The 16,092-nt window shown below is 51.8% G+C and carries 9 protein-coding genes; 2 read left to right on the plus strand and 7 right to left on the minus strand.

What is annotated here, in order from left to right; all coding sequences use genetic code 11:
• Position 1: 1 nt before the first annotated feature.
• Positions 2 to 556, minus strand: a complete 555-nt coding sequence (locus tag HF324_RS22575; RefSeq protein ID WP_168804651.1) for an RNA polymerase sigma-70 factor — start codon at positions 554 to 556, stop codon at positions 2 to 4.
• 136 nt (positions 557 to 692) lie between these two features.
• On the opposite strand from HF324_RS22575, the gene HF324_RS22580 reads away from it, so the two are divergent.
• Positions 693 to 1,904: a cytochrome-c peroxidase gene (locus HF324_RS22580; RefSeq protein ID WP_168804652.1), complete on the plus strand. Its 1,212-nt coding sequence runs from the start codon at positions 693 to 695 to the stop codon at positions 1,902 to 1,904.
• Between the two features lie 63 nt (positions 1,905 to 1,967).
• Here HF324_RS22580 and HF324_RS22585 read toward each other — a convergent pair whose 3' ends face one another.
• The 6 genes from HF324_RS22585 to HF324_RS22610 form a co-directional block, all read right to left on the minus strand.
• Positions 1,968 to 2,444, minus strand: coding sequence for an MEKHLA domain-containing protein (locus HF324_RS22585; RefSeq protein ID WP_168804653.1), 477 nt, complete (start codon positions 2,442 to 2,444; stop codon positions 1,968 to 1,970).
• Positions 2,445 to 2,453: 9 nt separating this feature from the next.
• A complete protein-coding gene (locus tag HF324_RS22590; RefSeq protein ID WP_168804654.1) occupies positions 2,454 to 4,190 on the minus strand; it encodes a thiamine pyrophosphate-dependent enzyme in 1,737 nt (578 codons plus the stop codon).
• Positions 4,191 to 4,535: 345 nt separating this feature from the next.
• On the minus strand, positions 4,536 to 7,907 hold the full coding sequence (locus tag HF324_RS22595; RefSeq protein WP_168804655.1) for a DUF1080 domain-containing protein: 3,372 nt from the start codon (positions 7,905 to 7,907) through the stop codon (positions 4,536 to 4,538).
• 122 nt (positions 7,908 to 8,029) lie between these two features.
• A complete protein-coding gene (locus HF324_RS22600; protein ID WP_168804656.1) occupies positions 8,030 to 9,301 on the minus strand; it encodes a Gfo/Idh/MocA family oxidoreductase in 1,272 nt (423 codons plus the stop codon).
• Between the two features lie 448 nt (positions 9,302 to 9,749).
• Entirely contained in the window at positions 9,750 to 10,604 is an 855-nt protein-coding gene (locus HF324_RS22605) for an ROK family protein (RefSeq protein ID WP_220101222.1), read from the minus strand.
• A 441-nt stretch (positions 10,605 to 11,045) separates the two neighbouring features.
• The gene (locus HF324_RS22610) at positions 11,046 to 13,445 is read right to left on the minus strand and encodes an ABC transporter permease (RefSeq protein WP_168860891.1); all 2,400 of its coding nucleotides are present in this window, start codon (positions 13,443 to 13,445) and stop codon (positions 11,046 to 11,048) included.
• Positions 13,446 to 14,151: 706 nt separating this feature from the next.
• Between HF324_RS22610 and HF324_RS22615 the strand changes: the two genes are divergently transcribed.
• Entirely contained in the window at positions 14,152 to 16,089 is a 1,938-nt protein-coding gene (locus HF324_RS22615) for an SPFH domain-containing protein (RefSeq protein WP_168860892.1), read from the plus strand.
• Positions 16,090 to 16,092 lie beyond the last annotated feature (3 nt).

Raw genomic sequence — 16,092 nt, forward strand, 5'->3', positions numbered from 1 at the left:
GTTAAATTGAAACACATAAAAACAAACAGGCAAACAATATCATTATCGTTATGTCGAACAACTTCGCTCTTAATATCTTCAGCGCCTTCCCCATCTGTACTTCCACCGTTTTGACGGATAGTCCCAGGTCGGCCGCAATTTCAGCATACTTCCGGCCTTCAAACCGGCTTTTGCTGAAGATAAGCCTGCATTGCGGGGAGAGACTGTCAATATGCTCCATGATCCGCCGGTGGGTTTCCTTGCTCACCAGCTCATTGCGGTGCTCAAAGGCCGGCGGACGTTGTGCCAGGTAATTGTCCTTCACCTTCTCATGCCGTTTGACATTGAGACAATAATGATATACCGCGGTATACAGGTATGATTTGACGGACTGTTGTTCATCAATATCCGCCCGTTTCTCCCACAGTTTCAGGAAAACCGCCTGTACAGCGTCTTTTGCTTCGTCGTTATCTTTCAGGATCGTGAAGGCATAACGGTGCAACCCATCAAAGTAGGTATGAAAACATTCTTCCACCAGCTTCTCCTGGTCTTTAGCCTTACCAAAATGTATATCCACCGGTTATTGTTTCAAAAGCTCCCAATAACTACACCTTCCTGTTAAAATACCCTTATGTCCGCCCAAAATTAATTTATTTTTCTGCCTGTAAGGGGAATTTCAGGGAAACGTGTATTACGGGAAACCCAGACACACCATGCGTTATTTAACACTATCATCACTGCTTTTGCTGTTCCTGTTATCCTCCTGTAAGAAAGACGGCCCCCCTGGCCAGGGGGCCGGTCACGGAGGCGGAGGCGACGGCCAGGGACAGGAACCGCCGGTCAACACTCCCGGTGCGCCCAACCTGCCCGCTACCCCGTACGACTATGTGAACACCCGCAATAACATGCCGCCCTACATGAAAGCCTTTCTTTCCGGTCGCACCGACCTGGACAACACGCCCGCCGGCAACCCCATCACCAACGCCGGCGCCACCCTGGGCCGGGTACTGTTTTACGACAAAAACATGTCGGTGAACAACACCCGCTCCTGCGGCTCCTGTCATCACCAGGACAAAGCCTTTACTGACGGCCTGGCGCTTTCTCCCGGGTTCGACAACCAGTTGACCCGCCGCAACGCCATGACGGTGGTCAACCAGCGCTTCTTCGGCGCCAAAACCATGTTCTGGGATATGCGGGCCGCCAGCCTGGAAACGCAAACGACCATGCCGATCCTCGATCACATAGAAATGGGAATGCCTTCCCTCACAGCCCTGGAAACGAAACTCAGCGCCATCGCCTATTACAAACCGCTATTCAAGGCGGCCTTCGGCGACGAAAATGTGACCGCTCCCCGTATCTCCCAGGCCTTGTCCCAGTTTATCCGGAGCATTGTCTCCTTTCAGTCCAAATACGACCAGGGCCTCGCCAGCAACCTCAGTAACCTCAGCGCCGATGAGAAAAACGGTTTACGTTTGCTGCAGGTCAACTTCTGCACCGAATGCCACAGCGACCTCGCCACTTCGCAATACGGTCAACTGCCATCGTTCCTGATTGCCGACAACACCGGCCTGAATACAGGGATCGGTTCCAACAACGGACTGGAGGCCGATTACACCGACAAAGGCATTGGCGGCATTACGCACAAACCGGCCGACATGGGCACGTTCAAAATTCCCGGCTTGCGCAATGTAGCACTCACCGCCCCTTACATGCACGACGGCCGTTTTGCCACACTGGAAGCTGTAATGGAACATTATAATCACGGTATCAAAGGCAATCCCAACCTGGGCATACAACTGAGCGCTGTAGCGGGGTCCGGGGTACCGCTCACTACCAGGGACAAAAGCGATATCATCGCGTTCCTGAAAACGCTGACAGACGAACAACTGATCAGTGATCCGAAGTATGCAGACCCGTTTAAATAAATGAGGGTTATGTTTTTGTGGGCAACGGGAAAAAGAGGGCCTGTCAGGGGGCCCTCTTTCTGTTTACCGGATACCTGTAAACCACGCCGGTCGTTCCTTCGCATGGGTCCAGAACAGCGCTGCCTGTCCGAAAGGCGTTCCGTCCGGCTGACTTAACCGCCACACCACACCGTCATAAATCATAAAAGTGTTGCTGAATTTATCTACGCGCGGACCGCTGTAGTCATAAGCGATGCCATGAAGCGTTACGCCCTGCAGAAGGCGTTCCCGCTCGCTCCTGTCCTGCGGTGCAGCACTCAGCCGGGAAGGGAGTTGCAATAATTCTTCCTGGTCATATTTAAAACAGGACAACGCAAATTGATTCGCGTAAATAAACCGGGGATCGTCGCCCGTTCCATGAGCCAGGATACTGTAAGGCGCCTCCTCGTGCAACCACTGCGCTCTTGCGGAAATATCCGGGGGAGCAGGAAGCGCCTTGCCGTTCCGGCGGAAGAAATTATCGTCTATCTGTGTAATGAGTGAAAGTAATGCCGATGTCATAACGATTGTTTATAGGTTTTTAAGACGGGGGTTCTGTCCCAGTTCCTGTTGATAATCTACCGGCACTTCAATGAGCAGGGAACGTTGCCCCTCCATTTCCATCCGGTGTAACAATGTGTCCAGGTTGCCCAGGTCCGGCTGTAGCCGCACCGCTTCCCAGCCACAGGCCCTCGCTATCGCGCAATAGTCGATAGCTGCCACACGGGCGTGATAGTGCGGTGACGCCACCTCCGGCAACACTTTCTCCAGCCCTTGCTCCACGATAGACAAAGACTCGTTGTTCAGCAGGAAAATCACCATGCCTAAATGGCTCACTTCTCCCAGGGAGCCGGCAAACAGGCGGAAACAACCATCACCGGTAAACAAAAAAACAGGCCGGTCCGGCGACGACAGCCTGGCCCCGACAGCTGCGCCAAAAGCGCCGCCCATTGCAGAACCACGATACAGGGAATAGAAGTCTATATGATCATTAGGCCGCTGCGTTACATACTGGCGATCTTTATAAGCCAGGCATACATCGTCTATGCCCAGCGAGCGCTCCGGCCACCATTGATCAATCCGTTGATACAGGACAGCCATATTTACATACCCTTCCCGCGGAGCAGCAAACGGCCGGTCGTTCAGGTCTGCCGGCGCTGTTTCAACAGGGCGGTTGGTGAAGGGATAACGCTGGCCGGCACTGATTAAAGCATTTAATAAAACATCGAGCGGTCCGTTGATATGGTAGTACTCTCCCCGGGCTACATGACGCAAACTATTTTCCACGAGGCCGTAAGCCTGGAAAATATTTCCCAGGAAAAAAGTGTGGGCTGCTTTAAATCCGCTGAAATTAATGGTGTATTCGTCCGGGCAGGCGCCGAGTACCACCAATACATCCTGTTCGCCAAGCGAATTAAACAGCGCCATCGCTCGGTCATTGCCACCAAAGGAAATATAGCCGTAACCGTAAGTATTATGCCGGCTCACCGCATTAGCGCCGTTGATGCTCCAGATCGCGGCAGCCTGCAGTTGTTTGCAGAAATCGGTGGTTAGTTGTTTCGCGTTGGGATAGCGCGCCATTTCCTCTCCCACCAGCACCACTACACGTTTATCGTTCGTCACTTTGCGGAAGGTGGCCACGAAAGCGTCCAGGTCGGGCTCCGCCACCGGGGCTTCTTCCGGCAGCGGCGTCGTATACTCCGGTACGCTGCTGCCTACGGCATCATTGTCCAGCAACAGCACCACCGGTTTGGAACGGTCCAGCATTGACTTTGCGGTGGCCAGTTGTGCGGTCAGCAAAAACGGATCATTCAACACAAAAACCGCCTCTCCCAGTTCCGCCTGTAACTGTGCAACGATATTGCTGCCATATACGGACGTATCCTGCAATGGGGAGAAGCCTTCGGTATGACTACCGGAAACCGGCACAATAAAAACGGCCGGTATGTCGTGCAACTTGGCATCGCTCAGGCCGCAGGTGATCAGCCTGGTGGCGGCGCCGGTAGTGGCTACGGCAGCAGCTATCTTACCACTTGCCAGGTAATATCCCAGCGGAACAAAACCAGCGCTGTATTCTCCGAGGGTAAGAAACGCCGGATCATCCGCCGGCAGCTCTTCCAGCGGCCGAAGGTGTTTAAGCAAATGGATCACACCGCCGCCGGTGACGCCGGTGTATAAGGAGATACCCCAATCGGTAAGGGTATCAATGATCAGCTGATAATTATCAGCCACGCATGGAGGGCTTCCATAAAGGTTACTGAAGGTCATAGAATAGTGGTTAAATTGATACGGGAAATAATAATCGCGGTTTTTTGTTTAGCCTTATATGATGGCGCTGTATGAGGGCTTTAGGAAAATGACAGATACGGTTTTCAAAAAGGTCTTACGGTTGCATTGCTCACTCACTGACACATCCAAGATAGATAGTATTTTTTATAAAGCAAATTTTTCTCCGCCGGCCATATCGGGCAGAAACGCCTATGTGACTGATTATCTGTGCGACGTGCAAAAATTATTTTTTTGTTAGGACCACGTATTAACAAAAAAGCGCCGGCCGCATGGCCGACGCTTCCTTTTTTTGTAGCACTATTACTACATACACTAAAATTACTACTACAGTTCTTTCACCCTGATATTACGGAAGCGTACAACAGAGCCATGACCCAGGAAACCGATATGGCCGGTTTCGTTTTTCAGGCCGGGGTGTTGTTTGTGGTCCAGTGTACCTTTTTCACGTGCTTCAGCGATATCACCATCGAGGATAACGGTACCGTTGAGGATCACTTTAATGTGCGTACCATCTACGATCGCTTCTTCATAATTCCATTCACCCACCGGTTTGAGGAAACCTCTTTTAGCAGGAATAACGCCATACACAGAACCATGATACTGGTAAACGTTCAGGTCTTTGTAGATATCCGCCTCGTTGTCCAGGATCTGTAACTCCATTCCTCCGTAGGCGGCGTCGCCGTTCAGCGGAGCGCGTACGCCCAGGCCGTTGTTAGCGCCGGGTGTCAGCTGGAATTCGAAACGGAAAGAGAAGTTTTTATATTCTTTCTTCGTGTAGAGGTTACCGTGGCCACCGTTGGTAGGATAGATCACCAGGTTGCCTTCGTCGATCACATAGTCTTTGGTGTTACCGGTCCATTCGTGCATGTTGGTGCCATCGAACAGCACTTTATAACCTGCTTTTTTCTCTTCGTCGCTCAGCGTGAAAGGTTTTACGCGGGGCAGTTCTTTGATGTACAGGTTACGGTAAGCCACGTAGGTGCCATGTGCCTGCAATTCGATCTGCTCTTCGGGGAAGATGGGCAGGTTGCGGTCCCAGTAGTTTTCCAGGATGGTGTTGTCGGTTACCAGTTGACCGTTCAGATAAACAGTCACCCGGTCGCCTTTCATGATGATGCGGAAGTGGTTCCATTCACCGATGGCGTTGTCTGCCAGTTTCAGCGGTTTAGCTTCATTTTGCTGGTTGTTGTACAAACCGCCGGAGCCTACCTGGGCGCCTACGTCAGTGCGGGAGGTATCCCATATCTGCACCTGCGGTGTGCCGCGGAGGTAGATGCCTGCGTCGCCGTTAGGGGTAATTTTCCAGTCAACCAGCATTTCAAAGTCGCCGTATTTTTTATCGGTGCAGAGGTTATCGCCCTGACCGTTGAATACCAGCAAGCCGTCTTTGACGGACCAGCCTTTACGCATGGCTTCATTGGCCTTGTCCTGGGCTTTGCTGAGGGTTTTGGCGTCCATTTTACCGCGGGCGATGGGGTTTTCCACCAGTCCTTTCCAGCCGCTGAGGTCCTTGCCGTTGAACATAGACACAAAGCCATCGCCGGCAGGCATTTCGCTGAGGTATTTGCGGATGGACTGGCGTTGGTAGTCAGCGTCTCCGCCTTTCAGCGCAGCGCCGGCTTTGTCCAGCAACTGCCGTACGATGTTGCCGTTATAGGTTTTATTGGCCAGTGCGATGTTCATCACCGCCATGGCAGCTTCCTGTTGTACGGCAGCTTTATCGAGGTATTCACCTGCCAGCAGTAAGGCGGGGAATGTTTTGCATTGTTCCAGTACTGTCAGCGCTTGTTTCTGTACCGCATCAGAAGGATTCAGTTCGAGCGCATTGCGCAGTAGCAGTACTTTCTGATCGGCGGGGTAACCTGATTTTTTCACCAGGCTGATGTAGCCGTTCAGCGCTTTTTCGCGGTAGGCGCTGTTGGCGGCGTCGCGGGCTATTTTCAGCAGTGCAGGAGCAGCAGAAGCGTCTTTCCAGTCGGACAGCGCAGCCACCGCGGCATTCTTCGTATTGTCGTCACCGTTAGCAAACGCCGTCAATACCGGTTCCAGTGCGGAAGGTTGACCGATACCTGCCAGTACGCCGAGGTAGCGGGACTGGTTGGCGGCGGGCGCCTGTTTCATCTGGGCCATCACATCGGCGCTGGTAGCGCCCGCGTTGATGAGGGCAGTCTGGATGTTGCTGATTTCCTGCGGTGCGGAAGCGTTGTTGAGCAGGGAGAACAGGGCAGGCAGGTTGTTTTTGCCGGCCACATCTTTCAGGGCGGCAAAAGCGGCGGCTTTCACGTCAGCATTGCTGCTGGCAGCCAGCGGCAGCACGTCGTTTACGCGGCTGTCAGCTTTGCGGGCGGCGAGCACTTCGAGCAGGGCTGTCTGTGCCGGGGCAGGCATGGTGGCCAGGGCGGCGCCGGCCTGTTGTGTTACTTCCTCACCGGGGATCAGTCGCAGGGCTTTTTTCACTGCGTCGATATCAGCAGCGGAACCTGTTTTCATGATGCCCAGCAGTGCGGGCAGTGTAGAAGCGCCACCGATACGGGCGGCAGCAGCGATAGCTGCCAGGCGCACCACATCGTTGCTGTTTTTGGTGAGGGCGGTAATAGCCGGCAGCGCGGCGTTTACCTTGTTATCTCCCAGCATGGTGATGATCGCCGCTTTAGTATTGTCAGATCCTTTCTTCAGTTGCGCCTGCCAGTTGAGTGCAGCAGCATTGGCGAAGGGAGCAGCGAATTTCAGGGCCGCATCGCGGTATTCGTTGTTTTTACCGGCGACAGCCTGGTTGATCCAGGGCTGGCTTTTTTCACCGAGGATGTCCACCAGCAGTTTGAGGCCGGCGGTGCGGGTATGTACCTGTGCATCGGCGGTGCATTGTTTCACCAGGGACTCTCCTATTTTTTGCGCAGCGGCTTTGTTGCCGTTGGCCGCCAGTTGACCGGCATAATAGAGATAAGACGAAGCAGCGTCGGTCACATCGTAGGTGTAACCTGCTTTGGCGGCGGCGTCGCCGAGCGCTTTAGCTGAAGCAGGATCTGCGATCCGGGCGAGGGCATACTGAGACACCTTTACCAGTTTTTTATCGCTGTTGTTCAGCTGTGCGGTGATGGCGGGTACGGCAGCAGCATAACGGGCATCTCCCAATGCTTCTGTGAGGGTGATGCGGTTAGCCGCGTTAGCGCCGGCGAGGCCGTCGAGTAATGCTTTTTGTGCCGTCGGGGTATTGATTTTAATCAGTACGCGGGCTGCGGGGTCGCAGAAGCGGTCTGCCGACAGCAGCGGTTGCAGCGTGCTGACAGCGTCGTTGTCGCCGGTTGTCTGCAGCTGGGTGAGCAGGAAGACTTTATTTTCCGGATCGGTCGCTTTGGAGATGGCTTTGCAGAAAGCGGCGGCTGCTTCTTTGCGTTTGGCTTCCTTGCCCGGTTGCGTTACGTAATAAGCGTAACCGGCGAGAGCGTATTGCAGCTGGGTGTTATCACCTTTCCCTTCAGGGACCAGCATACCGGCGATGGTTACCACGCCATCTTCGCCGAGGGCGCTGATGGCTTCCATATTGGTATTGAACTGTCCTTTATTGGGAGCGGGCATAAGGGCCAGCACATCGGCGATTTTGGTATTGAACGCGCGCTGGTCTGACGGGCCCTGAGCGATGGCCAGGCTGTTCCAGCCAACCAGCAGTGCGGTAAGTATGTATGCGATCTTTTTCATGTAATCATTTCATTTGGTTATTTGGTCATTTGCATTTGGTTATTTAGTCATTTGGTTATTGGGTTATTGGCCATTTGGTTATTTAAATATTAAAATAACCAAATACCCAAATGACCAAATGCCTAAATGGTCCAGGGGCCGCGCATGGGCTGGAATATCTGGGCATTGGCGCCGGCGTCGTCGATGAACTCCTGTTTGACCGGGTCAAATTTGAGGGAGCGGTTCAGGCGAAGCGCTATTTTGCCCATGTTCACGAGGGTGCAGGAGCGGTGACCGTTTTCTTCGTTGAGCGCAAATTTTTTCCTGTTTTTCACGGCATCCACAAAATCGGTTTGTTGCGGCAGCGGGTCGGGGAAGGCAGCGAGTTTTTTCTCCAGGTCCGGTATATCGGATTTGAAGCCGGGATACAGTTTGCCTTTGGGTCCTTCGATGTAGGCGGCTTTTTCATCTTTGCCTTCGCCGTCGAGGATGATCTGGCATCCGTCGGCGTAGGTGTAGACGATCCTTCTCCAGGTGCCTACCGCGTCGGGGTGTTGCTGAGGAGCGTCCACTTCCACGCTTACCGGGCTGGTATCATCTTTACCGAGGAAATATTGTATGGGATCGAGGTAGTGCTGGCCCATATCACCGAGGCCGCCGCCATCATAGTCCCAGTAGCCGCGGAAGGTCTGGTGCACACGATGGGCGTTGTAGGGGCGGAACGGAGCGGGACCGAGCCACATGTCGTAGTCCAGTTCTTTGGGAACGGTCATGGTTTCGAGGTTGGTTTTACCTACCCAGAAGAATTTCCAGTCGAACCCGGTATGTTTGCTGACGGTGACTTTCAGGGGCCAGCCGAGCAGGCCGCTTTCCACCAGTTTTTTGATTGGTTTGACAGTGGTCCCCATGCCATAGAAGCGGTCTTCAAAGCGGAACCATGTATTGAGACGGAAGATACGGCCATGTTGCTGTACCGCTTCCACGAGGCGTTTGCCTTCGCCGATGGTGGCCGTCATAGGTTTTTCACACCAGATATCTTTGCCGGCGCGGGCGGCATCGGCGGCGATAATACCGTGCCAGTGCGGCGGGGTGGCAACATGCACGATGTCTACTTCGGGGAGGGTGATGACTTCACGGTAGTCGGAGAAAGTTTTAACGCCTTTATCGCCGAGCTGGTCCATGGCCAGTTTGAGGTGATTGCGGTCCACGTCGCAGATCGCTACCACGCGGGTGCCGGCGTAGCCGAAGTGGCCGCGGCCCATGCCGCCGGTGCCGATCACCGCTTTGGTCAGCTGATCGCTGGGCGCCAGGTAGCCGCGTCCCAGCACGTGCCTTGGAACAATCGTGAATGCAGCAAGCGCTCCCAGGGAATTTTTAAGGAACGCCCGCCTTGAATCGCTGTTTTGTTTTGCCATATATATGTTTGATTGAATACGTGTATTGATCTCCGTTAGTTCACTGTATATTATTCACTGTAAAAACAAGTCCCTGGTTGATGTGAGGTAAGATAGAAAGTCGGGGGGGCAATTGCAAGCGGAGCGGCGGAAAATAGTGATAAGCGGCAAAAGGGAGCCTTCGGCCGCAGGACGTGGCCGGTGAGGAAGAGTATAAAGCAAAATGAAGCCCGGCGCGGAGATGACTGTCTCCGCGCCGGCTTTTTTTATCTGGTTCCGGGAGATAAAAAAGCCCGCATTATTTTTTATAGCCTTTCGGGCGAAATTTACGCAGACGCCCTGCTACAAAGCGTATCAGATACACTTATTGCCTGCGGAAAGGGTATTTTTACCTCTCCGCTGCCTACCGTCCGGAGATCGTTTGCAGGAGGTGGTATCAGCCCTCTCCTGCTTTCCGTATGTGAGATGATTATTCGTGCCAGATACTGGCGGCGCCGAGGATGGCGGCTTGTTCACCGAGGGAGGCGACCAGCAGCGGCATATGATAGTTGCGCCGTGCCAGTTCCCTTACAGCGGCGGGAAAAAACAGTTCCGAAGCCTGGGCGATGTTACCGCCGATCACGATAGCTTCCGGTGATTCCTCCCGGATGAAGCCGGCCAGGAAATCCGCCAGGTTGTGGGCGAACTCATCGAACACCTGTTGTACCACAGGGTCGGTATTAATATACGTCGTCAGTTCCTTGACATCTTTTACTGTTTTACCGGTCAGTTCCTGGTATCTTTTCACGAACCAGCGGGTGGACAGGTAGTCTTCTGCGATACCGTCGCGGAAGGGCGTGCACCAGCGGTCGGCATCCTGTGCCAGGCCACCGTGGAAAGTGGCGGAACCAAGGCCGGTTCCGAGGGTAAGACCGATCACATGCTGGTAATTGCGGCCTGCGCCGCTAAATACTTCTCCCTGCAGGAAGCAGCCGGCATCGTTGATAAAACGGATCCTTGAGGGGTCCAGCTCCAGTTTGGCCGCCAGCATATTTTTCACGTTGAGATCGTAGAGCGCATCATATTTATGCTGGTCTTTCATCCTGCTGATCCCCAGCTCATAGTCGAAGGGGCCCGGCATGCCAATACCGATATAACGGCTGTCAGCAGGCATGTCCCTGAAAGCGTCATTGATCACTACCGCCCATGCGTCAATTATTTCCGGCGCGCTGCCCTGTGAGTTCACGCGCGTCCGGTGCCAGGAATGGGTATCAATTGTTCTTGCCTCCAGGTCCACCAATGCAGCTGTGATATGGGAACCGCCGATATCAATTCCTAATGCCATGGAATTTTTCATAAACAGTTTTAAATATACAAATAGGCTAAATCGTTTTAGCTTCGACAAATATAAGATTGTTTGGTTGACAATGTCAAATAAATCGTTTTAGCAAAGAAAAAATATAGAACCCAATATAGTGTCTTTTTTGATAACGCAAAAAGAAAAATATAGCTGGAGTGGATAACGAGGTCTTTCCCTCAGCCATGCCACGCCGCCTGGCAACAACCAGCCCCATATACGATCTGCCTTGTTGCTAAGATGACATTTATTCTCCGGCATACATACATGTACGATAACGGCGCACTTTTTTGTATAGCAGTAAGTCCATATGAATTAGCCACGGTCCGTCATCGCAGTCTGTACTTTTTTTAACCAGATTGTTTGGATGCCTAACGATAAAAATCCCGGTGACGGATTTTTCCCGTTTACTTTACCGGACCAGTAGTATCACTCCGCTTTCAAACTTTTCACCGGATTGGCCACCGCGGCCTTTATCGCCTGGTACCCTACCGTCAGCCAGGCAATCACTTCCGCACTCAGAATGGTCAGCAAGAATGTTCCAACACCGATGTTGATCCTGTAAGCAAAATTCTGTAACCAATGCTGCATGAAATAATAAGCCAGCGGCGCCGCTATTAAAAACGCAATACCGATCAGCAGCGTAAATTCTTTGGAGAACAAATAAACAATATTAGCAACGGAAGCGCCCAGCACTTTCCTGATACCCACCTCTTTGGTACGCTGCACCGCCATAAAGGATACAAAACCATACAGGCCAAGACAGGAAATAAATATGGCGACAGCGGCAAATATTTTATACAGTTGCGAAAGCTGGCCTTCCTGTTTATAAAAGCTGGCCATCTTTTCATCCAGGAACTCGTATTCATACATTAAATCAGGATAAGCCTCGTTCCAGATCCGTTCTACAGCTGCCAACGTCTGCCTGGCGTACTGGGGCTCCATTTTAATGTTGATCAGGCGGTATATCATTTTGTTCGCTCCCAGCACGGTAGGCAGCATTTTATCTTTCAGCGACTGGCCGTTAAAATCTTTTACCACGCCAACAACAGGCGCCGTGATGTTTCCATCCCAAAAATCTATTTTCTTACCGATGATCTCTTCCGGACTCTTAAAACCCAGTTTCTTCACCATCATTTCATTGACCACAAATCCGTTGACTGTATCCGCCTCCCGATACGGCATCCCTGCCACGAACTGCATATTATACGTTTTAAAATAATCCGCATCCGCCCATTTAAGGTCAGCCAGGAAACCTGGTTTCTTTACAGCATTGTCAAACCTGAAATCGCTTTGCCAGCTCGCGCCGTCCATCGGGCTAAACGCACTTAAACTAACGTTTTTCACACCGGCCATCTGCTGCAATTGCGTTTTCAACGACTGCATTTTTGTGTTACGTGCGGTATCGTTTCCAAGAGGCACCATGACGATAGCTTCCTTATCAAAGCCCGTATCCGCGTTCCGGAAAAAATCCATTTGATTCACCACAATGAAAGTGCCGATGATTAAAGCCTGCGCAATCGCAAACTGAAATACGACCAACCCTCTTCTCATCGAAAGCCCGCCCACGATCCTGTCTGTCAGCCTGCTCTTCAGCACGGTGATAGGATTAAATCCGGACAAGACAATCGCCGGATAGAAGCCAGACAGCAAGGTAACCGCTATGAGGATGCCACCTAAAAAAGCCAGCAATGGCCAGCTGAATTGTATGCTGAGGGGCGTTTGCAGAAGATCGTTCAGCAACGGCAACGTGACAAACGCGATCAGGACAGCCATGACCACCGAAAGCAGTGTAATTAAAAAAGTTTCACATAAAAACTGCGTGATCAACTGCCCCCTGCTGCCGCCCAGCACCTTTCGCACGCCCACTTCTTTGGAACGGTTCACGGCCTGCGCGGTAGACAAATTAATGAAGTTAATGCAGGCAATCACCAACAGGAACAAACCTATCAAACTCAAGGCCGTGATCAGTTCCCTGCTGAAGGTATTACCGCTATAGGTCCCATACCTGCTGTTATAGTGAATATCGCTTAATGGCTGTAAGGCATAACCCTGGTTAGCGTACCCGGGAGGCGTGTATTTCTTTACCAGATTTTTAAGATCGTTGTCAAACTGCGCCGCCGACAGGTGCTTTGGAAGCAGGATAAAAGTGTTTAAGGAGCCGTCCTGGCTTATCCAATCTGCAGAAATATCCTCGTTCCGCGCATTCTTGAATGAAAACACCACCCGCAGGGGAAAATCGGTATTGGGAGGTATATTTTTCAGGATACCGGTGACCTTAAAAACCTGGTCATTATCATACTTGATGAACCGGCCGATGGCGGCATGCCAGTCTCCAAAATATTTTTCGGCCGTTTCCTGGGTGAGGACCGCCGTATTGGGCGCTGACAGGGCTGTCTTTGCATCGCCTGCCAGAAAGGGGAAATTGAAAATATTGAACACCTCCGGCTCTGCAAAAAAAATGGTTTCCTTAAACTTCTTCTGTGCCGCCGTTACCTTCGCATCCGGTAACGTGATCAGCTTGTCTTTCCGTCCATAGATACGGCCTGCCTGCTCCAGCTGCGGGCAGTCCAGGCGCAGGCCGTCGGCCAGCGGGAAAGCGCTGCCCTGCGTGTAATTAATTCCTTCCGGCGTTTGGGTTACTCCCGCCACCCTGTAAATACGTTCCTTGTTTTTATGAAAATCATCAAAGCTCGTCTGATACCGGACCAATATAAAAATGAGCAGGCATGCGGCAATGCCGACAGCTAACCCGATGGTGTTGATCGTCACGTATGATTTATGGCAGCGTAAATTCTGCCAGGCGGTTTTCAGGTAATTTTTAAACATAATTGCGGTAACATTAAACGTTGAGCATGAGCGTGCGCAAAGGCGCCAAGAAAAATGCCATTTAGTCATTTATTTAAAAATCAACGTATTGTGAATATATAAAAAAATACAAATGTACGTTTTTGATACACTTACTGTCCATTAAAGGATAGTGTTCCTGTCCTTGGGCATCCTGTTTCATTACCGGCGAACCACCTTCCTGAACCATCGAAAAAAACTTTCCGGTCCAACAGGTACTCCTTAATATATGTGGAAAGGTGATCCGCTGTAACCCGCAGTAAATAAGGGAAAAAAATATTTCTCCCCTCTTTTTTGAAAATTTATTCAATAAAATCATTCTTTTTTGCAACGGCCCAAATAACCAGGCCGCTGCATCCATCATTTCATCAATCTCCCAAATCGCTGATCAACAGGGCATTTTGACGGATGAAAAATTATATCCATTTTTACACCTCAATTAACAACAACGATGAACCGTCGTCACTCCCTGTTCAGTATTAACCTGACAGCTTATATCGCTACCAACTTCAACACTTCTCCCCCGGCCTGCTGATCTATTTACGGGCAAACTATCGGCTGTAAACCGGCGTTCAACATTGCCATTTAAGGATTGCTGCGCAACAGTATCACCTGTTCAGCTACCGTACCGTCATGCCTTGTCCGCAACCTTCATGCGCTTATAACAGAACCTCTAATACCAACAACAATGGAAAACACCCCTGTCTTGAAATGGGCATTGCTCATCGGCCTGCCTATTCTATGCCTGATCATGTACAAAGTCATTCTTCGTATATTCTTCGGCGTTGTAATTGTACCGGAAGACCGTATCGGCCTGGTCACAAAAAAATTCGTGCTTTTGGGCAAACAGGAACTGCCGGAAGGGCGCATCCTGGCTACCCGCGGCGAAGCCGGTTTCCAGGCCCAGACGCTGGCTCCCGGCGTATATTTCTGGAAATGGGTATGGCAGTATGCCGTCACTTTTCAGCCCTTCACCATTATCCCCACCGGTAAAATAGGACTGGTGCTGGCGAAAGGCGGTGCAGAGCTTCCCACCGGCGCTATCCTCGCCCGCAAAGTGAACTGCGACACTTTCCAGGACGCAGTGGCTTTCCTGGAAAACGGCGGCTGTAAAGGCCGGCAGACCGCGATCATCACCCCCGGTTCTTACCGTATCAACACCTTCCTGTTTGAACTGGAGGTTACCGATATGATTTCTATCCCGGAAAATGCAGTCGGCGTCATCACCACCCTCGAAGGCCAGGCCATCGAGACAGGCTCCATTGCAGGTAAAACCATCCCGGAACACAACAACTTCCAGGATGTGGACGCATTCCTCCTGAAAGGTGGCTACAAAGGTTTGCAGGAACAGGTCATCCTCGCTGGTTCCTATTTTATCAACCCCTGGTTCGCTAAAATGGAAATCGTTCGCATGACGGAAATAGCCATCGGCCACGTAGGCGTTGTCATCTCCTTCGTCGGTAATGACGGCGAAGACATCAGCGGCGTAGAGTTTAAACATGGCAACATTGTCGCCAAAGGATCGAAAGGCGTATGGGCGGAACCGTTAGGTCCGGGTAAGTACCCCATCAACCCCTACATCATGAAAGTGGAACTGGTGCCTACGACCAACCTCGTGCTCAACTGGGCCTCCGCCAGAAGTGAAGCGCACCAGCTCGACAAAAACCTGTCCACCATCACTGTGCGCAGCAAGGACGGCTTTACCTTCAATCTCGACGTATCGCAGATCATTCACATCCCCACTACCGAAGCGCCGAAAGTAATTGCCCGTTTTGGTAACATGAGCAATCTTGTGACACAGGTGCTGGAACCGACCATCGGCAACTACTTCCGCAACTCGGCGCAAGGCTCCGATGTGATCAGCTTCCTCACCAGCCGTAAAGAAAGACAGAACGCGGCGAAAGAACACATCGGCCACGTACTGGACCAGTACAACGTTTTCGGCGTAGATACGCTGATCGGTGACATCGTACCGCCGGAAAGCCTGATGAAGACACTGACAGACCGTAAGATAGCGGAAGAACAAAAAGTGACCTACGAAACACAGCGCCAGGCACAGGAAACGCGCCAGTCACTCGAAAAAGAAACCGCCGTGGCAGAAATGCAGAAAGAAATCGTGAAAGCCGATCAGGGCGTACTGATCGCCGAAAGAATTGCGGACGCCTCTGTGAAAAAAGCCACCGGTGACGCCAACAGCGTGCGCCTCCAGGCCAACGCGGAAAGTGACCGGATGAAACTGCTGGCCAGCGGTGAAGCAGAGAAAGTAAGGCTGTTAGCCAGAGCAGACGCGGACCGCACCGAATGGACCGCGAAAGCGGAAGCGGAGAAAATATCCCTTACCGGTAAAGCGGAAGCGGAGAAAATCCTGGCCATCGGCCAGTCCAGCGCTGAATCCTATAAGCTCGCCGTGGAAGCAATGGGTGGTGAAAACTTCACCCGGTTGAAAGTAATGGAAGCCATTGGCAGTCAGCATATCCGTATCATGCCGGATGTATTGATCGGTGGCAGCGGCGAAGGCGCCAACGGTCCTATCAGCGGGCTGCTCGGACTGAAACTGCTGGAAGAAATTGCCAACAAACAAAACATATCACCTGCTTCTCCTTCCGCCGATGCTGAGAGCAAATAAAAC

The sequence above is a fragment of the Chitinophaga oryzae genome, assembly GCF_012516375.2.
Taxonomy (GTDB): domain Bacteria; phylum Bacteroidota; class Bacteroidia; order Chitinophagales; family Chitinophagaceae; genus Chitinophaga; species Chitinophaga oryzae.

Bases quoted from the DNA above. Each gene is read 5' to 3' on its own strand.
- HF324_RS22580 (WP_168804652.1), top strand. From the start codon at position 693: ATGCGTTATTTAACACTATCATCACTGCTTTTGCTGTTCCTGTTATCC.
- HF324_RS22585 (WP_168804653.1), bottom strand. From the start codon at position 2,444: ATGACATCGGCATTACTTTCACTCATTACACAGATAGACGATAATTTC.
- HF324_RS22590 (WP_168804654.1), bottom strand. From the start codon at position 4,190: ATGACCTTCAGTAACCTTTATGGAAGCCCTCCATGCGTGGCTGATAAT.
- HF324_RS22595 (WP_168804655.1), bottom strand. From the start codon at position 7,907: ATGAAAAAGATCGCATACATACTTACCGCACTGCTGGTTGGCTGGAAC.
- HF324_RS22600 (WP_168804656.1), bottom strand. From the start codon at position 9,301: ATGGCAAAACAAAACAGCGATTCAAGGCGGGCGTTCCTTAAAAATTCC.
- HF324_RS22605 (WP_220101222.1), bottom strand. From the start codon at position 10,604: ATGGCATTAGGAATTGATATCGGCGGTTCCCATATCACAGCTGCATTG.
- HF324_RS22610 (WP_168860891.1), bottom strand. From the start codon at position 13,445: ATGTTTAAAAATTACCTGAAAACCGCCTGGCAGAATTTACGCTGCCAT.
- HF324_RS22615 (WP_168860892.1), top strand. From the start codon at position 14,152: ATGGAAAACACCCCTGTCTTGAAATGGGCATTGCTCATCGGCCTGCCT.